The sequence below is a fragment of the Leifsonia sp. NPDC014704 genome, assembly GCF_043083605.1.
In the GTDB taxonomy this organism is placed as follows: Bacteria; Actinomycetota; Actinomycetes; order Actinomycetales; family Microbacteriaceae; genus Leifsonia.
On the sequence record NZ_JBIBYW010000002.1, the window covers coordinates 1392178 to 1417231 of the forward strand.

The 25054-nt window shown below is 68.5% G+C and carries 22 protein-coding genes; 20 read left to right on the top strand and 2 right to left on the bottom strand.

Annotated features, from left to right (window positions below; all coding sequences use genetic code 11):
* Positions 1-86: 86 nt before the first annotated feature.
* The 9 genes from ACF1AJ_RS18210 (at position 87) to ACF1AJ_RS18250 (ending at position 9048) form a co-directional block, all read left to right on the top strand.
* Positions 87-1511: a prepilin-type N-terminal cleavage/methylation domain-containing protein gene (locus ACF1AJ_RS18210; RefSeq protein WP_391508629.1), complete on the top strand. Its 1425-nt coding sequence runs from the start codon at positions 87-89 to the stop codon at positions 1509-1511.
* Positions 1508-2224, top strand: coding sequence for a prepilin-type N-terminal cleavage/methylation domain-containing protein (locus ACF1AJ_RS18215; RefSeq protein ID WP_391508630.1), 717 nt, complete (start codon positions 1508-1510; stop codon positions 2222-2224). Before ACF1AJ_RS18210 ends, ACF1AJ_RS18215 begins: the two co-directional genes overlap by 4 nt.
* Positions 2221-3996, top strand: coding sequence for a hypothetical protein (locus ACF1AJ_RS18220; RefSeq protein ID WP_391508631.1), 1776 nt, complete (start codon positions 2221-2223; stop codon positions 3994-3996). The genes ACF1AJ_RS18215 and ACF1AJ_RS18220 overlap by 4 nt, the downstream gene beginning before the upstream one ends.
* A complete protein-coding gene (locus ACF1AJ_RS18225; protein ID WP_391508632.1) occupies positions 3996-4844 on the top strand; it encodes a prepilin peptidase in 849 nt (282 codons plus the stop codon). The genes ACF1AJ_RS18220 and ACF1AJ_RS18225 overlap by 1 nt, the downstream gene beginning before the upstream one ends.
* Positions 4845-4858: 14 nt before the next feature.
* Entirely contained in the window at positions 4859-5908 is a 1050-nt protein-coding gene (gene pilM, locus ACF1AJ_RS18230; protein ID WP_391508633.1) for a type IV pilus assembly protein PilM, read from the top strand.
* Positions 5905-6567, top strand: a complete 663-nt coding sequence (locus ACF1AJ_RS18235) for a hypothetical protein (protein WP_391508634.1) — start codon at positions 5905-5907, stop codon at positions 6565-6567. The genes pilM and ACF1AJ_RS18235 overlap by 4 nt, the downstream gene beginning before the upstream one ends.
* A complete protein-coding gene (locus tag ACF1AJ_RS18240; protein WP_391508635.1) occupies positions 6567-7298 on the top strand; it encodes a hypothetical protein in 732 nt (243 codons plus the stop codon). Before ACF1AJ_RS18235 ends, ACF1AJ_RS18240 begins: the two co-directional genes overlap by 1 nt.
* 105 nt (positions 7299-7403) lie before the next feature.
* The gene (locus ACF1AJ_RS18245; RefSeq protein ID WP_391508636.1) at positions 7404-8531 is read left to right on the top strand and encodes a hypothetical protein; all 1128 of its coding nucleotides are present in this window, start codon (positions 7404-7406) and stop codon (positions 8529-8531) included.
* A gap of 22 nt (positions 8532-8553) precedes the next feature.
* Positions 8554-9048 carry a DUF6121 family protein gene (locus ACF1AJ_RS18250; RefSeq protein WP_391508637.1) on the top strand — a complete coding sequence of 165 codons (495 nt, stop codon included), beginning with the start codon at positions 8554-8556 and terminating at the stop codon, positions 9046-9048.
* Between the two features lie 15 nt (positions 9049-9063).
* Here ACF1AJ_RS18250 and ACF1AJ_RS18255 read toward each other — a convergent pair whose 3' ends face one another.
* The gene (locus ACF1AJ_RS18255; protein WP_391508638.1) at positions 9064-13578 is read right to left on the bottom strand and encodes an FtsK/SpoIIIE domain-containing protein; all 4515 of its coding nucleotides are present in this window, start codon (positions 13576-13578) and stop codon (positions 9064-9066) included.
* Between the two features lie 137 nt (positions 13579-13715).
* Here ACF1AJ_RS18255 and ACF1AJ_RS18260 point away from each other — a divergent pair, with 137 nt between their 5' ends.
* The 4 genes from ACF1AJ_RS18260 to ACF1AJ_RS18275 are packed head-to-tail and all read left to right on the top strand — an operon-like array spanning position 13716 to position 16611.
* Entirely contained in the window at positions 13716-14018 is a 303-nt protein-coding gene (locus ACF1AJ_RS18260; protein ID WP_309853458.1) for a hypothetical protein, read from the top strand.
* Entirely contained in the window at positions 14015-15373 is a 1359-nt protein-coding gene (locus ACF1AJ_RS18265) for a putative T7SS-secreted protein (RefSeq protein WP_391508640.1), read from the top strand. Before ACF1AJ_RS18260 ends, ACF1AJ_RS18265 begins: the two co-directional genes overlap by 4 nt.
* Before the next feature lie 15 nt (positions 15374-15388).
* Positions 15389-16009 (top strand): hypothetical protein, encoded by a 621-nt coding sequence (locus ACF1AJ_RS18270; protein WP_391508641.1) that lies wholly within the window; start codon positions 15389-15391, stop codon positions 16007-16009.
* Complete coding sequence (locus tag ACF1AJ_RS18275) at positions 16006-16611, top strand: hypothetical protein (RefSeq protein ID WP_391508642.1); 606 nt, start codon at positions 16006-16008, stop codon at positions 16609-16611. The genes ACF1AJ_RS18270 and ACF1AJ_RS18275 overlap by 4 nt, the downstream gene beginning before the upstream one ends.
* Here ACF1AJ_RS18275 and ACF1AJ_RS18280 read toward each other — a convergent pair.
* The gene (locus ACF1AJ_RS18280; RefSeq protein ID WP_391508643.1) at positions 16574-17356 is read right to left on the bottom strand and encodes a hypothetical protein; all 783 of its coding nucleotides are present in this window, start codon (positions 17354-17356) and stop codon (positions 16574-16576) included. The genes ACF1AJ_RS18275 and ACF1AJ_RS18280 overlap by 38 nt on opposite strands.
* A gap of 153 nt (positions 17357-17509) precedes the next feature.
* Between ACF1AJ_RS18280 and ACF1AJ_RS18285 the strand changes: the two genes are divergently transcribed.
* The 7 genes from ACF1AJ_RS18285 to tuf all read left to right on the top strand — a co-directional run bounded on the left by ACF1AJ_RS18285 (position 17510) and on the right by tuf (position 24723).
* Positions 17510-17806 carry a WXG100 family type VII secretion target gene (locus ACF1AJ_RS18285; RefSeq protein ID WP_018191976.1) on the top strand — a complete coding sequence of 99 codons (297 nt, stop codon included), beginning with the start codon at positions 17510-17512 and terminating at the stop codon, positions 17804-17806.
* Between the two features lie 118 nt (positions 17807-17924).
* The gene (locus ACF1AJ_RS18290) at positions 17925-18971 is read left to right on the top strand and encodes a hypothetical protein (protein WP_391508644.1); all 1047 of its coding nucleotides are present in this window, start codon (positions 17925-17927) and stop codon (positions 18969-18971) included.
* Positions 18972-18973: 2 nt separating this feature from the next.
* A complete protein-coding gene (locus ACF1AJ_RS18295) occupies positions 18974-19996 on the top strand; it encodes a hypothetical protein (RefSeq protein ID WP_391508645.1) in 1023 nt (340 codons plus the stop codon).
* Positions 19997-20354: 358 nt separating this feature from the next.
* Positions 20355-20729 carry a 30S ribosomal protein S12 gene (rpsL, locus tag ACF1AJ_RS18300; protein WP_011186743.1) on the top strand — a complete coding sequence of 125 codons (375 nt, stop codon included), beginning with the start codon at positions 20355-20357 and terminating at the stop codon, positions 20727-20729.
* A complete protein-coding gene (gene rpsG, locus ACF1AJ_RS18305; protein ID WP_018191973.1) occupies positions 20729-21199 on the top strand; it encodes a 30S ribosomal protein S7 in 471 nt (156 codons plus the stop codon). Before rpsL ends, rpsG begins: the two co-directional genes overlap by 1 nt.
* A 99-nt stretch (positions 21200-21298) precedes the next feature.
* Positions 21299-23413, top strand: a complete 2115-nt coding sequence (gene fusA / locus ACF1AJ_RS18310; RefSeq protein WP_391508646.1) for an elongation factor G — start codon at positions 21299-21301, stop codon at positions 23411-23413.
* Between the two features lie 116 nt (positions 23414-23529).
* Positions 23530-24723, top strand: coding sequence for an elongation factor Tu (gene tuf, locus ACF1AJ_RS18315; RefSeq protein WP_018191971.1), 1194 nt, complete (start codon positions 23530-23532; stop codon positions 24721-24723).
* Positions 24724-25054: the final 331 nt, after the last annotated feature.

Sequence of the window (25054 nt, forward strand, 5' to 3'; positions counted from 1 at the left end):
GTGGAGGGTGCACGCGTCGCACCTCCGCCCCCGACCGCTTTCCCCGCCATTCAACCGACCCGCCCCTGAGGGAGGTGAGAACCGCAGTGAGTATCCATCGACTCCGCCGCAGGCTCTCGCTCCTCGGTCGTGACGATTCCGGCCTCACCCTCATCGAGATCCTCGTTGCCATGACGATCTTCGGCATCGTCTCGGTCGGCATCGCGGCCGGCGTGACGGCCAGCCTGGTCAACGTCCGGGACTCGCGCGACCGCGAGACGGCACTCAACCTCGCAGCGTCCCAGATCGACCTCGTACGCTCCGTCACCGACGTCTTCGCCGTCAACGACACTCCGACCGCGACGAATGTGGTGGTCGGCGGGGTCACGTTCCACATCTCGCGGACCACCAACTGGGAGCCGTTCAGCGGGGGCGACGGCGACTGCGGCTCGAACTCCGCCGGGAGCACGCTCCAGTACAAGCGCGTCAAAGTCACCGTCACGTGGGACGGGATGCGCAACACCGCCGTCCCGGCCGTGGCCGACACGCTCCTCGCACCCAACAGTCGCATCAACGATCCGACCAAGGGCACGATCCTGGTGCACGTCTTCGGACCGGACGGCACCGACAGGTCGGGCATCGCCGTGAACGCCGTCCCGACCCCCGGCGTGACCGGCAACACCGCTGCCGCCTTGACCGTCACACCGGCGAACACGGACGTGCAGGGGTGCAGCTACATCCTCAAAGTGACTCCGGGCACCTACGACGTGACCGTCACCAAACCCGGCTACATCGCAGACGACAACAAGACCCTCGGCTCCGCCACGAAGACCGTCGGCGTCGCCCAGGGCACGTCCGCCTCCGCAGCCTTCCAGTTCGACAACGCCGGTCTCTACTCCAGCACCCTCGCCGTGAACGCAGCGCCGACACCGGGAATCCTGGTTCCGACCAATCTCGACCTGTCCTACCTGAGCACCTTCGGCAACTACATCAGACCGTATACGGCATCGGCCGTGTCCCTGCACCCGTACGGCGACGGATACACCGTGCTGGCCGGCAAGTACGTCGACTCGATCACGTCGTCGCAGATCTGCCCCGCCCTCGACCCGGAGGCATGGCCGGACAAGCTCGTGGGATCGACGACGTATTCCGGACACCGTCCCATCCCGGTCACCGCGCAGCCCGGGCAGGCGGCGCCCGTGCCGGCACAGGTGACCATGGGCGTGATCACCGTCGTCCTCAACAAGGCGAACGGCGCCTACATCAACGCCGTCTCGCAGTCCGCGGCCACGGCGAGCGGAAATCCGGGCTGTCCGGTCACCATGAACTACACCTTCGGCAGCAAGGTCACCGGCAGCAGCCAATCGGTCACACTCGCCCTGCCGTGGGGCACATGGAAGCTCTATCAGGGCGGCAGCTCGACCGCGACCACGAACCAGATCGGCAACAGCGGTATGACACCGTCGACCGGGACCACGATCGTCAAAGAGAGTTCGAACGCAGTCACCTTCGACCCGAGGGTGGCCTCATGACCGCGGTGATGGTGCGCCGGCTGCGCGACCTCCGGCGTGACGAACGAGGAATCACGCTGGCCGAGCTGATCGTCGCGATCGGTCTGCTCGGGATCTTCGCAACGGTGCTCTCGGCGCTGTACACGAGCTCGATGCAGGCCATGTCGATCGGCCGGGACGTGCATGGCAACAACATGCAGGCCTCGAACGCGATGAACGAGATCTCGCGCGTCATCCGCGCGGGCACCGACAACCCCGTGCAGAACCAGCCCCTCAACAACCCGGCGTTCGAGGTGGCGATGGCGGACAAGGTGCGCTTGTACGCCTACATCAACCTCAGCGGCTCCTCCGAGCTTCCCGTCATGATCGAGCTCTCCGTCTCGAACGGCTCGCTCATCGAGAAGCGATGGCCGGCCACGCAGAACTCGGCGGGCTACTGGCTGTTCCCGGCGGCGACCACCGCACCGGCATCGACGCGCACCATCGCGTCGTACGTGGTGCCGACGGTGGCAGCGGGAGGAACGCAGCTGTTCTCCTTCGTGAAGACGGACAACTCGACCATTCCGATCCCCACAGGGCCCGCCGGGATCACCGACGCCACCACCCTCCGATCCATCGCCGCCGTATCCGTCTCCCTCACTGTGCGGAGCAGCGCGACCGATGTGTCGCAGCAGGTCACCGTGCAGAACGTCGTCGGCATCCCCAATCTCGGTCTGGCGAGGACGCTGGGATGATGACCGTGCCGAGGAGGAGAGTGCGGTCCGCCGGGTTGCGAGCCGACGACAGCGGCGTCGCGTTGGTCATGGTCATCGGCATCACCGCCATCCTCATGGTGCTCGTCGCGACTGCCCTCAGCTACTCGGCGAGCAGCGTTCGCAAGGCCCGCAGCGATCAGGATTGGAATGCGGCGATGGCGGCCGCGTACGCCGGCGTCGAGGAGTACGAGAGCCGTTTGGCCAACGACAACACCTATCAGCAGTACGGCAACCCGGCGTCGGCTTTCAGCGCGGGCAGCTCCGTCTCGTTGCCCACCGGGGCACAGGACAATCCGGCCTTCGGAGTGGGCAAGACTCAAGGATGGGCACAGGTCTCCGGCAGCACGGACGCATACTTCCGGTACGAGGTCGACAACTCCAAATACGCGTCGACCGGCGTGCTCCGGGTGCGATCGACGGGCAAAGTGGGGACGACGACCCGCAGCATCGTCGTGAACCTCAAGCAGCAGGGGTTCATCGACTTCCTGTACTTCACGGACTATGAGATCCAGGACCCCGACCTCAGCGGGGATCCGCAGACCTGCGTCAAGTACTACTGGGCCGGTCGAGGCTCCGGCTGCTCGGAGATCGCCTTCGGCAATGGTGATGTGGTCAACGGCCCGGTCCATTCCAACGACGCGATCCGGGTCTGCGACGCCGAGTTCACGCAGTCGGTGACGACGGCCTACAACCCCACCTCCGGCAAGCGGTACATCGCAAAGGACTCCAACGGAAACACCTGCACCGGGCAGAAGTTCGACGATCCGACCGCACCGACGTATTCGCCCGTCGTCGGGATGCCGCCGACGAATGCCGCGATGAAGAACGAGGTGCGCAGCGACCTCCCGATCGATGTTCCTCGGCCGGGCTGCCTCTACACGGGTCCCACCTCGATCGTCTACAACAGCGACGGCACCATGACGATCCGGTCGCCATGGACGAAATCCACCCGGGTCTCCGGCTCGCCTCCGAGCGGAGCGGCTCAGACTCCGTCCGCGTGCGGACCGGTCGGAAGCGCCACCGGCCAGCTGGGGTCGGCAGCGGGAGCGACCATACCGGTGATCCCGCAGAACCTGACCTACGTGCAGAACGTGCCCAGCACGTCCAGCGACCCCAACTACTGGCCGTCGAACGCCTTCCCGTCCACCCTGTCCTGCCAGCTCGTGAGCGGAACACTCGCCTGCAAAGGAGCGGGTGGACAGTCGAACGGCAACGGTCTCGGCTATCCGATCACGAACGAGGTCGCGCCGAGCTCGACCTCGTACCAGCCGAGGGTCGGCGATCTGTTCGTCAAGGGCACGCTGAAGGGAGCAGAGACGGCGTATGCCGAGAACTACGTCTACGTCACCGGCGACGTCAAGTACGTCGACGCGAACTCCGACATCCTCGGACTCGTCGGCAACAACGCCGTCTTCGTCTACAACCCGATGGATGTCAACAATGTGCCGCTGCTGACGGGAAGCGGCCGCACCATCCAGGCCGCGATCCTGTCTGTCGCGCACACCTTCCAGGTGCAGAACTACGACCGTGGGGGCGGCCGCGGAACGCTGACGGTGATGGGGGCGATCGCCCAGAAGTTCCGCGGCATCGTCACGCGGGGCAGCAACGGTTACACCAAGAATTACGTCTACGATCCGCGCTTCCGCTACGTCGCGCCGCCGAAGTTCCTCTCGCCGGTGTCGACAAGCTACGGGGTGAGTGTGCTGGTCGAGGTCAAGACCGCATTCGCCTGGGATGGAACGGCTCAGTGATGGCCGCCGCAACCGTTACCGTCTGGGCCATTCTCCTCTTGGGTGGGGTGGCCGCGTTCGGCCTGTTGATCGGATCCTTCCTCAACGTGGTCGCGTACCGCGTCCCCGCGGGCATGAGCGTCGTCTCGCCCGGCAGCTCCTGCCCGGGATGCGGCGCAGCGATCCGGCCGTGGGACAACATCCCGCTGGTCTCCTGGGTGCTGCTCCGCGGACGGTGTCGCGATTGCGCCGAACCGATCTCATGGCGTTACCCCCTCGTCGAGGCGGTCACCGGCGGTCTTTTCGCCGTCGCGGCACTCCGGTTCCTGCCGGGAGTGGTGGAAGCACCCGACGCACGACACGCCGTAGCCGGCGCGTTCCAGCTCGCCGCGTTCCTCTACCTTGCGGCGATCGCGGTCGTCCTCTCGGCGATCGATCTCGATACTCATCGCCTGCCGAACGTGATCGTGCTCCCTTCCGCGCTCGTCGGGGCCGTCCTGCTCGGAGCGAGCAGCCTGGTCTCCGGCGACCTGGCGCCGCTGGGGTCGGCGGGGATCGGCATGACGAGCCTGTTCGTCTTCTATCTGATCGTCGCGCTGATCTCCCCGCGGGGGATGGGCTTCGGCGACGTGAAACTCGCCGGCGTCCTCGGACTCTACCTGGGGTTCCTCGGGGTGGGCCCGCTGGTGGTGGGAGCGTTCGGCGCGTTCGTGCTCGGCGGGCTCTTCGGTGTCGTGCTGATGCTCGTCCGCGGCGGCCGACGGTCCGGCATCGCTTTCGGCCCGTGGATGTTCGCCGGGGCGTGGGTGGGCATCCTCGCCGGCCCGGCGGTGTGGCAGTCGTATCTGGCGCTGGTCGCGCCGGCCTGAGTGAAGGAGAGTTGATGGCATCCACGATCGTCGGTGTCGACATCGGCAGGACCACAGTGCGTGCCGCGGAACTGCGCTACGCGGCGAAGGGCCGGCCGACGCTGCTCCGCTACGGGGAAGTGCCGCTCCCGGAGGGTGCCGCCAGCCGCGGCGAAGTGCTCGAGCCGAACACGTTCGCCGGCACCCTGAAGGCTCTGTGGAAGCAGCACGGCTTCAGCAGCAGGAACGTCGTCCTCGGAATGGGAAACCAGCGTGTCCTCGCCCGAGATCTCACCGTTCCGCGCATGTCGCTGCGCCGCATCCGGGAGTCCCTTCCGTTCACCGTGCAGGACATGCTTCCCGTTCCCGCATCCGAGGCGCTCCTCGATTTCTATCCCGTCTCGGAAGCGGTCACCGAGTCGGGTCCCGTGGTCAACGGGCTGTTGATCGCCGCGATCAAGGATGCGGTGCTGGCCAATGTGAAGGCAGCGAGGCTGGCCGGGCTCAATGCTCTGAATGTGGATCTGAATCCGTTCGCCCTCAGCCGGGTCATGATCGGGCGGCAGCAGGTCGGGGGGACCAGGGCACTGATCGAGATCGGTGCCGACACGACCTGCGTGCTCATCGCGACGGACGGCGTCCCGCAGTTCGTTCGCATCATCCCCACAGGCGGAGCGGATCTGACCCGTGCGCTGCGGACGGAACTCGACCTCGACGAGGCAACCGCCGAACGGATCAAGGTGGGCCTGGGACTCGCGTCATCCGTCTCGAGCGTCGAGGAGCAGCGCGCGGTGGAGATCATCTACCGGGTGACCAGCGAGTTGCTCACCAGCCTTCGCAACACGATCACGTACTTCGTGAACACCCGGCAGCCGGATGCGGTCGACGGCATCATCCTCACCGGCGGCGGAGCGTCCCTGCTCGGGCTGCCCGACGCCCTGTCGGAGATGACGCGCCTCCCGGTCGCGATGGGTGACCCGCTCGCGTCCCTCGGGCTGTCGCGGCGCCTGGATGCCGATGACCTGCGCCGCCATCGGGCAGGGCTCAGCGTGGCGCTCGGTCTTGCCTTGGGGACGGCGTCATGAAGGCCAACGCGGAACAGCTCGTTGTCGGCGGCGAGCCCCGCGTGGACCTCCTGCCGGACGAGATCCGGGCGCTGCGCCGCAGCTCGGCCACCCGGCGCGCGCTCGGTCTCGGCGTTGCGGCGGTTCTCGTGCTGACCATCGCCGGAGTGGGCGGTTCCGGTCTCCTGGCGGCCTCCGCGAGCAGTCGGCTGCGGGCGGCTCAGAACGCCACGACGGAGCTCCTCGCACAGCAGGGCAAGTACGTCGAAGTGCGCAAGGTCCAGGACGAGATCAAGACGGTGGAGGCTGCTCAGAAGGTCGGCGCCTCGACGGAGATCGACTGGCGTGACTACCTCGTGAAGGTTCAGCAGACGTTGCCGGCGACCGTGTCGCTGCAGACCATCACCATCGACTCCGCCTCGCCCTTGGTCGCGTATGCCCAGGCGACCGCACCGTTGCAGGGAGCACGCGTGGCGACCCTGACGATCTCGGCGCACAGCCCTCAGCTTCCGCAGGTCCCGTCCTGGCTGGACGCGCTGAGGTCGCTGCCCGGCTTTGTGGATGCGGTGCCCGGATCGGTGACGCTCGACGAGCAGTCCGGCGAATACACCGTGAACATCACGATGCACATCGACCAGGACGCCTACTCCAAGCGCTTCACGGGTGAGGGGAAGAAATGATGCACTCGAACAGACTGTGGGTGATCGGTTCCGTGCTGATCACGGTGGTCGTCCTCGTCCTGGGCTGGATCGTCGGCGTCCAGCCGCAGTTGGCGGCGACGGCGACGGCGGCGGTCCAGCGAGCCGAGGTGGAGCAGACGAACGCCCGCTACGAGGCCGTTCTCGCGAAGCTCAAGGCCGAGCACGAGAAGCTCCCCGAGCTCACGGCTCAGCTGGCCGCGCTCTCGGCTTCCGTGCCGAGCGGTACGGAGTCGTCCGGGTTCGTCACCGAACTGAACCGGATAGCAGCGGCCACCGGGGTGACGATCCGCTCGCTGACCTTCTCCGACGCCGTGACGTACAAGCCGCCGGTTCCGCCGGCGCAGCCCACCACCGCACCCGGCTCGACCGCGACCCCTGCTCCAGCGCCGTCGCCCTCCGCCTCACCGACGGCTCCCGCGCCGGCGACCGACCCCCTCATCACGTCGACCAACTTCTTCGCGTCGCCTGTGCAGGTCGGGGTGCGCGGCTCGTTGGCCCAGGTGCTGGAGTTCCTGGCCGGGGCGCAGGCCGGAGAGCGATTGTTCCTCGTGACGACCCTCTCGTCGTCGCCGTCGACCGACGAAGGGGTCCCCGAGGGGACCGTCGACGCGACGATCGGCGGGTACATCTACGCCGTCACGCCTGCGGCGTCCGCACCCCCCACCGGGTCGGCGGCGACGTCCGGATCGACCTCGCAGGCGTCGAAATGAGCGGCAAGGACACCTGAGCGGACGCGGTACGCCTCCCTGGACTCCGCCCACGCCGTTGCTACAGTTGGCGACGAGGGGCCCGCCGGGCCGACAGAGGAGCCAAGGATGACCGACACGCCGGAGTCCGCGCCCAAGCGCGCGACCTACGAGCCAACGCCGGACGCCGACCAGGCCGCCCCGGCTACCGCCCCAGCGGCTTCCGCCGCTGCTGAGCCGGCCACGGACACGGGGGCGCAGGTCGTCGAGCCGCCGTCGAACCCCGTGCCGGCACGCGGTCACCTGAACCACCCGGCCGAGGAGTCCTCCGACCAGCAGGAGGCCGCCGTGCCCGCCGCCGAACCGCAGCGCCCGGCCGCGATCGCCGAGCCGGAGCCCGTCGTCGCAAGCGATGACGACGTCGCTGCCGCCATCGCCCGATCGAGCGCTCAGCCGGGTGCCACCGCCGCCGGCGACGCCACCGTCGACACCGCATCGCCCGCCGAATCGGCGACCCCGGTCATCGTCGCCGCTGAAGCCGCAAACGTGCGCCAGGGCGACACGGCCGGAACGGCCGGCACCGCGACCGCCGCCTACGGCACCCCGCCCGGCCATGCCACGGCCGCCGCGGCCGCCGCCGCCCCCGCCCCGCAGCCGGTCGCCCCGATCTACCTCACGCGCCCTGAGCCGCCCAAGAAGAAGAGCAACCGCGGCGTCGGCATCCTCATCGCCCTCGTCGGCACGGTCGCGTTCGCCGTGCTGTGGGCGGGCGCCGTGCTCATCGTCGGGTCGCTGCTGACGCCGAGCAACGAGTTCGGCCCGGCGCTCCTCGAGTTCTTCACCGGCGGTCGCGCGTTCGGGATCCGTGGCTGGGCGCCCGTCGTGGCATTCTTCATCGGGATGGTCGTGCTCATCCAGATCCTGAACCGGGCGCGCTGGTGGGCTTACATCCTGGGCGGGCTGTTCGTCGCAGTGTTCGTGTACTTCGTCTACATCGGCGCCGGCCTGATCGACGCGCAGTACTGGCTGCGCAACTCCGAGGAGTTCGCCATCCTCATGCGCAGCGCCTGGGTGAGCCCGCTCGCCGTCCTCGCCGGCGTGATCGCCCGCGAGGTGTCGATCTGGACGGGAGCGTGGCTCGCCGCCCGCGGCCGCAAGCTGAAGGCGCGCAACGCCGAGGCGCAGGCCGACTACGAGCAGCAGGTCGCCGACGCCCAGAACCAGGCTGTCGCCGCGTACACGCAGCAGGGGTACTGACCGGGAGGACTCGCAACCGACCATGCGTGACGAGCGCGTCTACGCAACCGTCGTCGCCTTCTTCGCGACGGGGCTGTACCTCGCTCTGGTCGTCGCCGCGTTCGGCCTGGTCTCCCTCGCGACCGACAGCGACGTCGTCGCCGACCCGGACGTCGGGCCGCTGGTCGGCCCCGTCATGGTGGTGGCGTCGGCGGTCATGCTGCTGGTGTTCCTCATCGTGCTCGGGACGCGTGTGCCGGCCGAACGCCAGCGAGTGTCACCCGGCGTCGCATTCGGCGTCGCAGTCGCCTGCTATGCCGTGTTCATCGCCGCGGGCGGAATCGCAGGAGCGGCCGGCGACCCGAACGACCCGTTCCACTACTTCCTGTTCGCGTTCGCCCAGCTTCTGCGCTGGCCCGCCATCACGATCGCGGTCCTGTCGTTCGCGGTGACGCTGCTCTACCAACTGGTGCTCGTCGGGCGCTTCCGGCAGCGCGGGCGTCCGCGCTGGCCGTGGGAGGGCGACGACGAGGAGTAGGCCCGCCCGACCGGATCAGGCGCGGACGCGGGCCGGGAGGGACGCATCCACCAGCGGCACCTGCACCCGGGTGAAGCCGCCCTTCTGGATGAACACTCCGCGTCCCGGAGGGAATTCGGACCGGTTCAGGCGCGGCAGCGGCGTCTTCAGCAGGATGTCGCCCTCGACCGAGTCCGGCTGCAGCAGCAACCCGCGCCGACCGTTCTTCACCTCCCCGAGCAGCGGCCACGACGTGCCCCACGCGCTCGACTCCGCCTCCGCGACGAGCAGGTGATCGCTGCGCCGGATGGCGCGGATCAGCTCGACGATGGGGGAGTCGGCGGGCGTCTGCAGGAAGTCGCCGATGCTCTCGACGAACACCGCGATGCGCCCCTCCGTGTCGGGGTCGGCGATGGCGACGGCGAGGTCCTTCGCGAGCTCGGCGGCGTCTGCGGGCGTGAGCGCGCGGTCCGTCCACAGGCCCGAACCGGAGAGGGGAGACCGGGCGCTGCCCACGTAGTACAGGCGCGTCTCGGCATCGAAGCGCGCCACCGCGTCCGCGACTGCGGCAAACGCCGTCGTGCGACCGCTGGCCGGCGGACCGGCGACGAGCAGCGTCCCCGAGGGCTCGAAGCCGAGCGGGCCGAGGTCGATGTCGCCGATGCCGAGCACGGGCTGTCCGCCGACGCTGTCCGGGAGGGACGCGGGGTCCAGCTCCTTCGGCATCGAGCCGACCACAGGCGCCTCCGGGATGCCGGCACGCTCCATGGCCTCCGCGAGACGGCGGACGGCCTCCGACTGGTCCGCGACGGCACGCGAACCGCCGAGCACGGCGATCTGCGTCTCGTACCCGTCGACGATCGCACGACCGGGAGGGGAGGCGGGCGAGAGGATGTCGCTGGGCACGTCGAGCATCCCGTACCCGTCGTCCGCCAGCCGCAGCACGACGCGGCGCTGTACCAGCGAGCCGATCGCGGTGGGGACGGCGCCGGCGCGGTCTCCGGTCAGCGCCACGTGCATCCCGAGGCGCCGGCCGTCGGCCAGAAGGTCGCGGAACACGTCGTACCACTGCGACCGCCCGGCGGGGATCTCGAAGTCCTCGCGGAAGCTGGGGAAGCCGTCGACGAGAAGCAGGATGCGCGGCTCCTCCTGGCGGCCGGTCAGCGACCGGTACTCGGTGATGTTGGACGCGTTCGCCTCGGCGAAGCGCGGGCCGCGGTCCTCGAGCGTCTCCTTCAGCATCCGGAACAGCCGGATGATGCGCTCCGGGTCATCGCCGGGGATGATCGAGCCGACGTGCGGGAGCTTCTCCAGCATCCGCAGGCTGCCCGCGCCGAAATCGAGGCCGTAGACGTGCACGGGGCCGCCGCGCGGGGTGATCGCGGCGGCGGAGGCGAGGGTGCGCAGCACGGTCGACTTGCCGGAGCCGCCGGTGCCGTACACAGCGAGGTTGCCGTCGACATCGGGCTGGAAGTAGACGGGTCGCTGCTCCTGGCGGTCGGGGATGTCGGCCACACCGAGCAGGAGTTCCGCGTCGGTGCGCTGCCGCAGCAGCCCGAGGTCGTACGCGGCGGCGAGCTCGTCGAGCCACGGACGGCGGGGAGCCGGGATGTGGGCAGCAGACTGCGCGCGCACGATCGCGGCGACCATCCGCTGCTGGTCGGTGGGGCCGAGGTCGCGCTCCGGCTCCTCGGCGGGCCGCTCCTCCTCCCAGCGCACCTCGCCGCCGAAGCGGAGCTCGGCGACCTCGACGCCCGCCCGCTCGGGCTCGCGAGTGGTCCAGCCGCCGGCGTAGGCCGACTGGAACCGCACGAGACGCCCGGGTCCGGTCTTCGCCATGCCGCGGCCGGGGATACCCGGGTCGAAGTGTGCGGCGTCGGCGACGCCCACGACGTCCTGGCTGTCCGACTCGTCGGCCATGCGCAGAGCGATGCGGAGGTTGGTGTTGGCGCGCAGGTTGTCCTTGATGACACCCGCCGGCCGCTGCGTCGCCATGATGAGGTGGATGCCGAGTGAGCGTCCGCGCTGGGCGATGTCGACGACGCCGTCGACGAACTCGGGCACCTCGCCGACCAGCGCGGCGAACTCGTCGATGACGAGTACGAGCGCGGGCGGGCTGTCAGGGTCGCCGCGCTTCTCCAGCTCCAGCAGGTCCTTCGCCTTCTTCCGGTTGAGCAGGTGCTCGCGGTAGTGCAGCTCGGCGCGAAGGCTGGTGAGGGCCCGGCGCACCAGGTGCGGGCTCAGGTCGGTGACGAGGCCCACGCAGTGCGGGAGGCTGACGCAGTCGGCGAAGGCGGACCCGCCCTTGTAGTCGACGAAGAGGAAGGTGACCCGGTCGGGGCTGTACTCGGCCGCCATCCCCAGCACCCACGCCTGCAGGAACTCGCTCTTCCCGGCGCCGGTGGTGCCGCCGACGAGCGCGTGCGGTCCCTGGGTCCGCAGGTCGAGGTGCATGGCGTCGACGCCCGCGGAACCGATGGTCGCGCGCAGCGTTCCGGGACGGCGTCGCGTGGGCTTCGCGCCGGCGGTGCGGTCGTGAATGGACGCGTTCTGCCGCCAGCGGTCCACCACCGCACTCGACGACTCGGCCAACTCGTGTCCGAGCAGGGTCACCAGCGACACGGAGCGCGGCAGGTCGCTGGCGTCGGCGACGAGCGCTCCGGCGTCGATGACGGGCGCCATCCGCTTGGCGTAGTCGAGCGCGGTCGCGGCGCTGACCGGCTCGGTGACGACGTCTTCCACGGTCTCGCCGATGCGGACGAAACCGGCGCGGGCGCGGTGCGGCTGATCGGTGTGCTGCAGGAAGGTGCGGCAGACGGCCGGGAGCCGGTCGACGTCGTCCGAGATCCAGACCGGGAACACGCCCGCGTCGGCGGCCGCCTCGGCGAGCTGAACGAGACGGGCGCGGTCGACGGCGACGTCGTCGGAGATGACGACGATCACGGCGGGAACGGGCGACGGCGTCCCGTTGCTGGTCTGCGACCGTCCGACCTCCGCGCCGCGCTCGAGGGCGGCGCTCTCCTGCTCCATGGCACCACGCCGCTGCGGGCCGGCCTTCGCGGCCGCGAGGCGCTCCTCGACGAGGCCCTCGAGCGAGCTCAGCACGCCGGCGGCCGAGGACGCGCTGTCGGCGAGGTGACCTCCGGCCAGCGGGCTGTGCGGGGAGGACGTGTGCGGCATCCACTTCAGCCAGCCGAGCTCGCGCGACCAGCGCGGGGAGACGAGGGCGGCGACCGCCAGCTCGGAGGGGGAGTGCAGCGCGGTGAGCTGCACGAGCACCGAGTTGACCGACCCCGCGATGAGGTCCGCCGGGCCGGCGATCCCGAGCGCCCCGGACTCGTAGAGATTGTCGAGCACGGGGACGTCCTCGACCATGGCGTTGTCGGCGATGACCGCGTCCAGTCGCTCCTGGAACTCGACGATCAGCTCGCCGCGGTCGACGGCCTGCACGGTGTTGCGCGAGCGCATGGTGCCGCGGCCCAGCTGCAGGTTGAGGAACGACCAGTGCTCCGGCCGCCGCGTCCAGAGCAGCGGGCCGCGGCGGACCGCCTCGGCCAGAGCGTCCGCCGTTGTCGGCGTCTCCGCTTGACGCAGCTCGACTTCCGTCGTGCGCTCCTGCTCCAGCTTGCTGGAGAGCGCTTCGAGCCGCTGCTCGAACAGCGCGATCTGCTTCTTGAGCTTCCGCTTGCCGCGGGTGCGGCCGCTGATGTAGTTGCCGACGAGCATCACCGGCGACAGCAGCACGAAGAGCAGGCTGGTCGGGTTCTTGGTGAGGAAAAACATCGCACCGCCGAGCAGCAGCGGCGTGATCATGGCGAGCAGAGGGAAGGGCGGGTCGTCCTTCTCCCCGGGCACCTCGGGCGCTTGGAACACCTGACCGGAGTACCGCCGCTCGACGCGCGGCGACCGGTTGAAGAACACCGGGCCCGCGGTGGGCGGAGCCGCCGGCAACTCTGAGCCCGACTTCACCTCGAGTTCCACCTCGGTGTCGCCGAGCAGCAGCGTCTCCGACCGCCGCACGGTGAACCGGGTCACCAGCCCGCCGTCGACGACGACACCGTTCGCCGACCCCAGGTCGACGACCTCGACGCCGTCGCCCGCCTCGAATCGCACATGGCGCTTCGAGACGAGGGGATCCTGCAGCACGATGTCGCACGACTCGTCGCGACCGAGCACCGTCGAGCCGGCGCGCAGCGGGAACTCCGTGCCCTCCTGCGGACCGCTGAGCACCCGGAGCGTCGCGACGACCGGCACGTCGCCGAGTTCGGGGGAGACGTAGTGGAGGCCGGCGTCGGCCAGCGCGACCGTCGCACCGCTGCCGATCCAGGCCTCCCCGACCGGGGCGTCCGGCGGCAGGACGAGGGGATCGGCCTGTCCGGGAAGCTGGGCGCGGAGCGTCAGCGCGCCCGGCGCGGCGACCGGTCCGGTGCGCCGCGGGTCGATCCGCGCCACGGTCGAGGCGACCTCGGCGATGCTGGCGGCGGCGTCGGCGGTGACGACGATGTCATCGCTGCTGCCGGACGGGCGGGCGAGAGTCAGTTTCAGTCGCACTTCAGCACCATACCCATCTCCTCGCCCGCACGTGGATGGGGACCGCTCCCCATCGCTTCCCCGCTGGTCCACCGGTACGTTGCTGAAGGCAGGATGACCGGAGGACTCCGGCGGTCGCCACCGGAAGGGGAGGAACAGTGTCCGATCTCGTACTCAAGCTGGACGAACTGGTGCAGCTGCGCGACGACCTCGACGCCGTCGTGCGCGAGTTCCACAACGCCGACGACTTCAGCGACTCCGTCGCCGAGGCGACCGGGCACGACGACCTGCACAGCCACGTCCGCGACTTCGCCCACAAGTGGAACGAGAAGCGCAAGGAGATGACCGAGAACGTGAAGAACGTGCAGCAGGTCATCGCCGCGGTGGCGGACAACTTCGTGAAGGTGGACGGCGACCTCGCCAAGGCGCTGGACGAGAAGAAGGGTGCGGACCACAAGTGAGCGACAAGGAGTTCCAGCCGCTGACCGGCGACCCCGATGTCCTGGAGGCGAAGGCCCGGCACTACCAGTCGATCGGCGAGGCGATCCAGCGCTCCGTGAAGGAGCTCAACAAGATCCACGACCTCGACGGCTACAAGTCGCAGGCCGTGTCGAAGCTGCAGGAGATGTCCAAGGACACCGCCGAAGACATCAACAAGGCCAAGGACCGCTACTCGAAGACGGCGAACGCGCTGATCACGTACGCCGCCCAGCTGCGCGAGGCGCAGGACGACGCCGACAAGGCCATCGCGCTGATCGAGCAGAAGCAGAGCGCGGCGGATGCGGCGCACAAGGCGGCGACGACCGCCCACACCGACGCGCAGAAGGCGAAGCCGGAGGACGCCGCGACCGCGGGCAAGTCGGCCGACAAGGCCGACGACGCCGCCCGCGACGCGAATGCCGCCCTGCAGGCGGCGCACCAGGCCTGGTACGACGCCCGCGACAAGAAGAACCGCGCCGCCGAGAAGGCCGTCGACGCGATCGTCGACGTGGTTGACCACCACAACAACGGCCTCAAGAACCCGGGCTTCTGGGACAAGGTCATGGATGTCATCGAGACCATCGGCGACATCGCCGGGGTCCTGGCGATCTTCCTCTCCTGGGTGCCCATCCTCGGCCAGGTGCTGGTCGTGATCGCGCTGGTCGCATCCATCATCAAGCTGGTCGATGCCGTCGTGAAGTTCGCGAACGGCGAGGGCACGTTCCTCGACATCATCGGAGCCGCCGTCGGCGTCGCGCTGAGCCTGTTCGGCGGCCGCATCTTCGCGTTCCTCGGAAAGGCCGCGCGCATCAAGGCGCTGGCCCGGGCTCCGCGGCTGGTCGGCGGCGTGCGTACCAGCCCGAACGCGATGCTCAAGATGCAGATCGGCAAGCGCTTGATGAAGTCGGCGACGAAGAAGCTCTTCGAGAAGCCGCTCAACGACGTCAACCCGGTCAAGATCTGGCAGGCCGCCGGCGAGTCGGCCGCCGGCCAGCGCGCCGCGTACAAGGCACTGGTGACCGACGGCGCCGACAAGGCCAAGGCGATGCGGACGCTGCTCGGCATCGACCAGAACGTCGTGCGGGCCGTCTCGCATGACGTCGGCGCCCGCGAGGTCAACCCGCTCACCGTCGTCGCCGCGTACCACCAGGGCACCGCGCTGATCAACAAGGGCATCGAGCTGGTCAACGCGCCGGGCAAGGTGGATGAGATCGCCAACAAGTTCGACGGCGGCAACCACACCGATCTGCCGAAGATCCCCAGCATCGACCTGCAGAAGTTCGCGCTCGGCCAGGCGGACAAGTATGTTCCGACCTACAAGAGCCACAACGGCTGAGGAGGCTGACCCGGTATGACGCTGCGCCCGCGCGACATCGTCGACTTCACGTTCGAGGCCCCGGAGGGCTGGTACGACGTCGAACTGCTGAGCGAGGACCCGCGAGGGGACTGGCCGGAGCGATTGGCGGCCGGCCTGGATGCGGGTGAGCAGGCGGCCGGCCTGGTCGCGCAACTCCGCGCCCTCCAGCAGGTACTGCACGCCGAGGACCCGACCGGCGCCACCCGCGCGCGGGTGTACATCCCGATCCCGTCAGCAGGCGTCCTCAACGCCTACCAGACGTTCGAGCTGCTGCAGCTCGAGGTCGACGACAGCCCGGAGAGCTACCTCGCCGCGACCGACGCGGATGCGGCCGAACGCCGGCCCGGCTACGAGACCCTCGGCTACCGCTCCTGGCGCACGGCCCACGCGGTCGGCGAACTCGTCGGCTTCACGCACCTGACAGCCCTCGCCGACGACGACGCGGGCGACGCGCTCCTGGAGCAGCGAGTGGTCTTCGCGATCTTCCCGGTCGGTTCCGCGCAGGCGTTCCACACGGTGTTCCGGTCGGGATTCATCGGCGGCTTCGACGACATGGTCACCGACACGCAGGCCATTGCCGACTCGCTGCGTGTCACCCTGGGGGAGTTCGCATGACGGACGCACGGCTGACCTCGCTCGACGAGGAGCTCACGATCGTCTTCCCGGGCACGTGGGTGATGATCCCGCTGCACGACGAGGAGGCGGCGTCCCGGCGCATCGCACGGCTGGTGACCGAGCGGGTCGGTCGCGCAGACCGGCTGGCGCGCGTCCGGCGCACGGCGAAGACCGAGCTGGAGCACCTGGTCGCCCTCGCGGATGCGACCTCGGCTTTCGCCCTCGCGCTCTCGATGGAGATCCTCCCGGGCGTGCCGTTCCCCGCCTCGATCGTCCTGTCGCGCGAGGAGTGGCCGACGACACCCGGACCGGACGACGACACTGCAACGCACCTTCAGCGCTGCTTCCCGGACGACGACGCGCTCGACTTCTCCATCGGGCCGGTACGGCGTCGCTCGCAGGTCCGGCAGACGACGTACGACGAGCAGTCCGCTCCTGAGCTGGTGGCCGACTACCGCTTCGCCGTCCCGGACGGCTCGCGTCTCATCCACGCGCGCATCAACGCCCCCATGGCGACAGCGCCGGAGCTCTACCTGGAGCTGTTCGACGCGATGATCGACTCGATCAGCTTCCGCGCGCCTCTCGCGCAGCCGGCCCGCTGACCTTCCGTGCGCTGACCTTCCGCCCGCTCACCCGGCGGCGGTACTCGCGGACGATCAGGACGATGGTGGTCACCACGAGCGCCGCCGTCACGACGATCCAGACCACTGCCGCGATGGGGCCGACAGGCCAGAACAGCCATCCGGCGACGAGGAACGACGCGAGACCGTACGGGATGCCGGCGATCAGCACGGCGCGTCCCGGTCGCCAGCCGAGGAACATGATCTCGGTCCAGAACTTCGTCCAGGGCGTCATCCGGACGGGGAGCAGCGACAACGCCGTCTTGCCGACCGTCACCGGCCCGATGACGTTGCGCGACCATCCCGTGCTCGACAGCCGCTCGCCCGCGTACGACGGGCGCAGGCTCCGCGCCACGTACGTCCACGACAGCACGGCGAGCGAGACCGACCCGAGGGGAAGTGCGACGAATGCATACCCGAGCAGAGGGACGAGCACGACGAGGGCGAACACGAGGAACAGCACAGTGATCACGGTGTCGCCGCCCGTGACGAACTCGCGGGAGCTGAAGTCGGGGTTCGTGCTCCAGAGTCCGAAGGGGAGGGCGGCGGGAAGCGCCAAGGTGACCGCCCCGAGCACCGTCCACACCAGGGCGACCAGCAGGTATCCGAGCGGGCGCAGGGCACGTTCCGCCTGCGACGGCGGCGTCCAAGAGCGGTCCGGACGCGACCCTGCTCCGCGCGCAGCGGCGGAGTTCGGGTTCGGCTTCATCGGGCTGTACGACGGCATGGCAGCCACGCTATCCCGCTGGCCCGGCGAGCGTGAACTCCGGTGGATGGGGAGTGCTCCCCATTCCGTCCTCTCCGCGGGCCTGGTTAGGTGGACGTAGCTGGTCGGCCCCGGGGGTACGGCCTCTTTCGAACCGAAGGGATAAGGACCGTCATGGCCAACATGAACGTCACGTACGGCGAGATGACCGATGCCGCCAACCGCCTCATCGCGGGCAAGGACGACATCACCGCGAAGCTCCACGAGCTGCAGAACCTGGTGAACGGGCTCGTGAACGGGGGCTTCGTCACCGACCAGGCGTCCGGCGCCTTCCACACCTCGTACGAGCAGTTCACCAAGGGCACCACCGAGGCGGTGAACGGACTCGACGGGATGTCGCAGTTCCTCACCAAGGCGGCCGACGCTCTGCAGAACGTCGACAGCGAGCTCGCCAAGGGCATCGGCGGCTGAGCCGAACCCACACGACAGCGGAGCGCGGGTACCCCGAACGGGTGCCCGCGCTCTTCTGCGTCCCGCCCCTAAGCTGACTGTCGGCCGATGGGTTTCCGGCCGGTAGGGGGGAGTCCACGTGAGCACCGAGTCCGAAGCCGCGCCCGCGAAGCGCATCGTCCGCGTCCGCTGGTTCTGGTGGGTCCTCGCCGCCGCCGCTGTGCTGTGCACGGCCGCCGGCGCCTTCTTCTCCGTCACCACCGTCGGGGCGGCGCAGAGCATGCCGCGCACCGTGGTCGCGCGCTACCTCGACGCCCTCGTCCACGGCCACGCCCGCCAGGCGATGGAGCTGGGCGGGATCACGCCGCGCTCCGGCGACATCCTGTTGTCCCAGAAGGCCTACGCCACCGCGACCGACCGCATCTCCTCGTTCACGCTCGGCGCCCCGGTCACCCACAAGGGAGTGACGACGGTGGATGCGACGGTCGAGCAGGGCGATCGTCCGTACCACCGCTCCTTCCGCGTCGTCCGCGCCGGCGGCCTGCCGTTCCTTCCGCTGTGGAAGCTGGCGCCCGTCACGCCGGACACCGTCGAGATCGAGACCCCCGGGCCCAGCGGCCTGAGCTTCACCATCGCCGGCATCAAGCCGTCGAGCGATGACGGTTTTGCGAAGCTGCGTGCCCTCCCCGGCAGCTACCCGGTGAAGGTGAGCTCGTCGAGCGCCGACTACTCCGCGAAGAGCGGTGTCGCCATCTCGCACCCGGTCGGCAGCGTCGTCACTCCGACGATGTTCGCCGCCGAGCTCTCGGAGACGGGCTATGCGGATGCGAAAAAGGCCGTCGAGGACTGGCTGGACGCCTGCCTCGCCACCCAGGACGCCGCTCCGGCGAACTGCCCGTTCCTGGTGAAGGACGAGACCGCGAACGGCGTCCGGCTGAGCGATCTCCGCTGGGCCCTGGTGACGCGCCCCGAGGTCGACATGTACGGCGACTGGCACGACGGAGGCTGGGACGTCCGCGGCTCCGGCGGCTCGGTCACGGCGACGGCGAAGGTGACCAGGCTCGCCGACGGCGCCACCGGGCAGGTCTCGACCGGCGACATCCCGTTCGCGTACTCGGGCACGGTGACCTTCACCGGTGACGGGGCGGTCTTCACGCCGGCGCGCGGCGACGGGTCGCAGGGCTGATCGTGGGGAAGTCGACACGAACGGCGCTGTGGCTGGGCGCCGCGGTCGTGGTGCTCGCCACCGCGGCAGGCGCCGTGATGTCGGTCGCCACCGTCGGCATGGCGCAGGACCTTCCGCGCACCCTGGTCACGCGGTACCTGACGGCGCTGGAGCACGGGAAGGCGGAGCAGGCGATGCGCATCGCCGGTATCCACCGCTCGGCCGGTGACATCCTGCTGACCGACACGGCCTACGCCAAGGCCACGCATCGCATCACCTCCTTCACCGTCGGCCGCCCGGTGACCCGGTCCGGCCGCACCACGGTCGAGGCTGTTCTTACGCAGGGCGACCAGGAGCAGCGCCGTACGTTCGCGTTCGAACGGACCGGCGGACTGCCGGGTGTCCCGCTCTGGCGCATGGCGAAGGTGGCACCGGACACGGTCTCGTTCGAGGTTCAGGCGCCGGACGGCATGACCTACTCCATCGCCGGCGTCCGACCGGAGAAGCAGGCGCTGCGCACGATCGTCTCGCTCCGCGCTCTCCCCGGCAGCTACCCCATGAGCTTCACGTCGCCCGACGACGCCTACCGGATCTGGGATGCGGACGTGGCATCCAGCCCGTCCGACCGCACGAAGACGATCCGGTTCCCGGCTCAGCTGTCGTCCGACGGCGACACGGCCGCCCGCGCTGCGGTCGACGCGTGGCTGGATGCGTGCCTCGCGACCACCGTTCCCGATCCGGCCGGATGCCCGTTCGTCGTGGACGACACGACCGACGACGGCTACACGGTGAGCGGCGTCCAGTGGAAGCTGGACCACCGCCCCTTCGTCTCCGTCGACACCGGATGGGCGCACGGCGGATGGATGGTGTCGAGCGACGAGGGGACCATCGAGGCCTCCGGCACGGTGACGAGCCCCGCGGACGGCTCGACCGGTACGGCGTCGACGGATCCGTTCTCCTTCGAGTACTTCGGATTCGTGACATTCGACTCCGACGGCACCGCCGTTTTCACCCCGCAGTACGACGACGGCACGACCCAGGGCTGAGGGCACGGCGACGGGTTTCGCCGTGCGCGGACACCGGGCGTCCGGGCCCGTGCTCATTTGACCGACCGGCCCCCGACGGATAGTATTTATCGGGTGTGCGCTCTGTCGCGCGCTTGCTTCGTGCCCGGTTTCCGGGCCAGGAGCGAGCGGGCTGGCACGTACTCATCCGATGGGCAGGGAGACCGCACGGGACCCCCGCCCCCACGGCATATCGGCCGGTTCTGCCGTCCGATTCCCCCAAGTGCCGTTCCACCCGACGACAGCCTCCATCGTTCCGATGACGGGCGCGAAGCCGGTGGGTGGCTCATGGGGAAGAAGCAACAACTGTCACCGTGCAGTCCATATAAGGAGAAGTTCAGTGCCAACCATTCAGCAGTTGGTCCGTAAGGGCCGGACGCCGAAGGTCACCAAGACCAAGGCTCCCGCCCTGAAGGCCAACCCGCAGCAGCGCGGCGTGTGCACGCGTGTGTACACCACCACCCCCAAGAAGCCGAACTCGGCGCTCCGCAAGGTCGCCCGTGTGAAGCTGTCGAACGGGACCGAGGTCACCGCTTACATCCCCGGTGAGGGCCACAACCTGCAGGAGCACTCGATGGTGCTCGTCCGCGGCGGTCGTGTGAAGGACCTCCCGGGTGTCCGCTACAAGATCGTTCGTGGCGCCCTGGACACCCAGGCCGTGAAGAACCGCAAGCAGGCTCGCAGCCGTTACGGCGCGAAGATGGAGAAGAAGTAATGCCTCGCAAGGGTCCCGCTCCGAAGCGCCCCGTCGTCGCCGACCCGGTGTACGGCGCGCCGGTCGTCAGCCAGCTCGTCAACAAGATCCTCCTCGACGGCAAGAAGGGCCTCGCCGAGCGCATCGTCTACGACGCGCTCGAGGGTGTCGCCACCAAGTCCGGCCAGGACGCGGTCACCACGCTGAAGAAGGCTCTCGACAACATCCGTCCGACCCTCGAGGTCCGCTCTCGCCGTGTCGGTGGCTCGACCTACCAGGTGCCGGTCGAGGTCAAGCCGCACCGCGCGAACACGCTCGCGCTCCGCTGGCTCACCAGCTACGCCAAGGGTCGTCGCGAAAAGACGATGACCGAGCGCCTCCAGAACGAGATCCTGGACGCGTCCAACGGTCTCGGCGCCGCTGTCAAGCGTCGCGAGGACACCCACAAGATGGCCGAGTCGAACAAGGCCTTCGCCCACTACCGCTGGTAAGCACCGCACCGCGGTAATAAATCTGGCCGTCCGGGCGTTATACCTCATAGTGCCGCGCCCGGACGGCACCCCTCACTTTCAACAATTCGGAGGAACCCTGTGGCACAGGACGTGCTCACCGACCTGAACAAGGTCCGCAACATCGGCATCATGGCCCACATCGATGCCGGCAAGACCACTACGACCGAGCGCATCCTGTTCTACACGGGCGTCAACCACAAGATCGGCGAGACGCACGATGGCGCCTCGACCACCGACTGGATGGAGCAGGAGAAGGAGCGCGGCATCACCATCACGTCCGCGGCCGTGACCTGTTTCTGGAACAAGAACCAGATCAACATCATCGACACGCCCGGTCACGTGGACTTCACCGTCGAGGTGGAGCGTTCGCTCCGCGTCCTCGACGGCGCCGTCGCCGTGTTCGACGCGAAGGAGGGCGTCGAGCCCCAGTCGGAGACCGTGTGGCGTCAGGCCGACAAGTACGTCGTCCCGCGCATCTGCTTCGTCAACAAGATGGACAAGCTCGGCGCCGACTTCTACTTCACCGTCGACACCATCGTTTCGCGCCTCGGCGCCAAGCCGCTGGTGATGCAGCTCCCGATCGGCTCGGAGTCCGACTTCGTCGGCGTCGTCGACCTGATCGAGATGCGCGCGCTGGTCTGGCCCGGCGACGCCAAGGGTGATGTCACCATGGGCGCCAAGTACGAGGTCCAGGAAATCCCCGCCGACCTCCAGGCCAAGGCCGAGGAGTACCGCGCGAAGCTGATCGAGACCGTCGCCGAGAGCGACGACGTGCTGCTCGAGAAGTTCTTCGGCGGCGAGGAGATCACCGTTCCGGAGATCAAGGCGGCCATCCGCAAGCTCACCGTGAACAACGAGATCTATCCGGTGCTCTGCGGTTCGGCGTTCAAGAACCGCGGTGTGCAGCCGATGCTCGATGCTGTGATCGACTACCTGCCGTCGCCGCTCGACGTACCCGCCATCGAGGCGCACAACCCGCGCGACGAGGAGCAGGTCATCCTGCGCCACGCCGACGCCACCGAGCCGTTCTCCGCCCTGGCTTTCAAGGTCGCGGTGCACCCGTTCTTCGGTCGCCTCACCTACGTGCGCGTCTACTCGGGCCGCATCGACTCCGGCGCCCAGGTCATCAACTCGACCAAGGGCAAGAAGGAGCGCATCGGCAAGATCTTCCAGATGCACGCCAACAAGGAGAACCCGGTCGACTTCGTCACCGCCGGCAACATCTACGCGGTGATCGGCCTCAAGGACACCACCACCGGTGACACCCTGAGCGACCCGGACAACCAGGTCGTGCTCGAGTCGATGACCTTCCCGGAGCCGGTGATCGAGGTCGCCATCGAGCCGAAGACCAAGGCCGACCAGGAGAAGCTGGGCACCGCGATCCAGAAGCTGGCCGAAGAGGACCCGACGTTCCGCACCGAGCAGAACCAGGAGACCGGCCAGACCGTCATCAAGGGCATGGGCGAGCTCCACCTCGACATCCTCGTCGACCGCATGAAGCGCGAGTTCAACGTCGAGGCGAACGTCGGCAAGCCCCAGGTGGCCTACCGCGAGACCATCCGCCGCACGGTGGAGAAGTACGACTACACCCACAAGAAGCAGACCGGTGGTTCCGGTCAGTTCGCTAAGGTGCAGATCAGCCTGGAGCCCATGGAGGTCACCCCGGAGACCTCGTACGAGTTCGTGAACGCCGTCACCGGCGGTCGCGTCCCGCGCGAGTACATCCCCTCGGTGGACGCGGGAATCCAGGACGCGATGCAGGTCGGCGTTCTCGCCGGCTTCCCGACGGTGGGCGTCAAGGCGACGCTCCTCGACGGTGCAGCGCACGACGTCGACTCCTCGGAGATGGCGTTCAAGATCGCCGGCTCGATGGCCTACAAGGAGGCCGCTCGGAAGGCGAACCCGGTGCTCCTCGAGCCGCTCATGGCGGTCGAGGTGCGTACGCCGGAGGAGTACATGGGCGACGTCATCGGCGACCTGAACTCCCGTCGCGGGCAGATCCAGTCCATGGAGGACGCCAGCGGTGTCAAGGTGGTGCGTGCCAACGTCCCGCTGTCGGAGATGTTCGGTTACATCGGTGACCTGCGGTCGAAGACCTCGGGCCGCGCGGTGTACTCGATGCAGTTCGACAGCTACGCGGAGGTCCCGAAGGCTGTGGCCGACGAGATCGTCCAGAAGAGCAAGGGCGAGTGACCTCGGGTCTCAAGCCTTCGGCAACATCCCGTAACATAAGAAACCAATCCCGTAGAGCTTCCGGTCGAAATCCATCGACCGGCGCCTCTACACGAGAGTCCTGAGGAGGACCCACAGTGGCTAAGGCCAAGTTCGAGCGGACTAAGCCGCACGTCAACATCGGAACCATCGGTCACGTCGACCACGGCAAGACGACGCTCACCGCGGCGATCTCCAAGGTGCTTGCTGACAAGTACCCGTCGGCGACCAACGTTCAGCGCGACTTCGCGTCGATCGACTCGGCTCCGGAAGAGCGTCAGCGTGGTATCACGATCAACATCTCGCACGTCGAGTACGAGACGCCGAAGCGCCACTACGCGCACGTTGACGCCCCGGGTCACGCCGACTACATCAAGAACATGATCACCGGTGCTGCTCAGATGGACGGCGCGATCCTCGTGGTCGCCGCCACCGACGGCCCGATGGCTCAGACCCGTGAGCACGTTCTGCTCGCCAAGCAGGTCGGCGTCCCCTACCTGCTCGTCGCGCTGAACAAGTCCGACATGGTGGACGACGAGGAGATCCTGGAGCTCGTCGAGCTCGAGGTCCGCGAGCTGCTCTCCAGCCAGGACTTCGATGGCGACAACGCCCCCGTCGTGCGCGTCTCGGGCCTCAAGGCTCTCGAGGGCGACGAGAAGTGGGTCCAGTCGGTCCTCGACCTCATGGACGCCGTCGACAACTCCATCCCCGACCCGGTGCGTGACAAGGACAAGCCGTTCCTCATGCCGATCGAGGACGTCTTCACCATCACCGGTCGTGGCACGGTCGTCACGGGCCGCGCCGAGCGTGGCACCCTGGCCATCAACTCCGAGGTCGAGATCGTCGGCATCCGCCCGACGCAGAAGACCACGGTCACGGGTATCGAGATGTTCCACAAGCAGCTCGACGAGGCCTGGGCCGGCGAGAACTGTGGTCTGCTCCTCCGTGGCACCAAGCGCGAGGACGTGGAGCGCGGCCAGGTCGTGGCGAAGCCGGGTTCTGTGACCCCGCACACCAACTTCGAGGGCACTGCCTACATCCTCTCGAAGGACGAGGGTGGCCGTCACAACCCCTTCTACACGAACTACCGTCCGCAGTTCTACTTCCGTACCACCGACGTCACCGGCGTCATCTCGCTGCCCGAGGGCACCGAGATGGTCATGCCCGGCGACACCACCGACATGTCGGTCGAGCTGATCCAGCCGATCGCCATGGAGGAGGGCCTCGGCTTCGCCATCCGTGAGGGTGGCCGCACCGTGGGCGCCGGTACGGTGACGAAGATCATCAAGTAAGTCCTTCGACTTAACTCGCGAGAGGGTCGGGCCTTCGGGTCCGGCCCTCTTTCGCGTTCCTGGCGATCTGCTCCGACCGCTTTACCTGAGGCCGGTGCGGTCGCAGAATGGACGCACCGTTTCAACCGGACGGTTCCGTTCGACGAGAGGAGCGCCTATGGATTCCCACAGCCTCGCAAACCAGCCCACATCGCTGAAGGGTTCTCGTAACGGAAGTTCGGGGGCCGTGTAGCGGTCGTGGACAATCAGCTGAGTGGCGGCGCGAGGCGCCACTCGAGCGGGGTCGGCTTCGGTCGGCCCCGCTCCTCTGTGTCGGGACGCACTGCAGCGA

What these genes read in the sequence shown, in the direction of transcription:
- ACF1AJ_RS18215 (WP_391508630.1), top strand. Translation starts at nt 1,508, where the DNA reads ATGACCGCGGTGATGGTGCGCCGGCTGCGCGACCTCCGGCGTGACGAA.
- ACF1AJ_RS18220 (WP_391508631.1), top strand. Translation starts at nt 2,221, where the DNA reads ATGATGACCGTGCCGAGGAGGAGAGTGCGGTCCGCCGGGTTGCGAGCC.
- ACF1AJ_RS18225 (WP_391508632.1), top strand. Translation starts at nt 3,996, where the DNA reads ATGGCCGCCGCAACCGTTACCGTCTGGGCCATTCTCCTCTTGGGTGGG.
- pilM (WP_391508633.1), top strand. Translation starts at nt 4,859, where the DNA reads ATGGCATCCACGATCGTCGGTGTCGACATCGGCAGGACCACAGTGCGT.
- ACF1AJ_RS18235 (WP_391508634.1), top strand. Translation starts at nt 5,905, where the DNA reads ATGAAGGCCAACGCGGAACAGCTCGTTGTCGGCGGCGAGCCCCGCGTG.
- ACF1AJ_RS18240 (WP_391508635.1), top strand. Translation starts at nt 6,567, where the DNA reads ATGCACTCGAACAGACTGTGGGTGATCGGTTCCGTGCTGATCACGGTG.
- ACF1AJ_RS18245 (WP_391508636.1), top strand. Translation starts at nt 7,404, where the DNA reads ATGACCGACACGCCGGAGTCCGCGCCCAAGCGCGCGACCTACGAGCCA.
- ACF1AJ_RS18250 (WP_391508637.1), top strand. Translation starts at nt 8,554, where the DNA reads ATGCGTGACGAGCGCGTCTACGCAACCGTCGTCGCCTTCTTCGCGACG.
- ACF1AJ_RS18270 (WP_391508641.1), top strand. Translation starts at nt 15,389, where the DNA reads ATGACGCTGCGCCCGCGCGACATCGTCGACTTCACGTTCGAGGCCCCG.
- ACF1AJ_RS18275 (WP_391508642.1), top strand. Translation starts at nt 16,006, where the DNA reads ATGACGGACGCACGGCTGACCTCGCTCGACGAGGAGCTCACGATCGTC.
- ACF1AJ_RS18280 (WP_391508643.1), bottom strand. Translation starts at nt 17,356, where the DNA reads ATGCCGTCGTACAGCCCGATGAAGCCGAACCCGAACTCCGCCGCTGCG.
- ACF1AJ_RS18285 (WP_018191976.1), top strand. Translation starts at nt 17,510, where the DNA reads ATGGCCAACATGAACGTCACGTACGGCGAGATGACCGATGCCGCCAAC.
- rpsG (WP_018191973.1), top strand. Translation starts at nt 20,729, where the DNA reads ATGCCTCGCAAGGGTCCCGCTCCGAAGCGCCCCGTCGTCGCCGACCCG.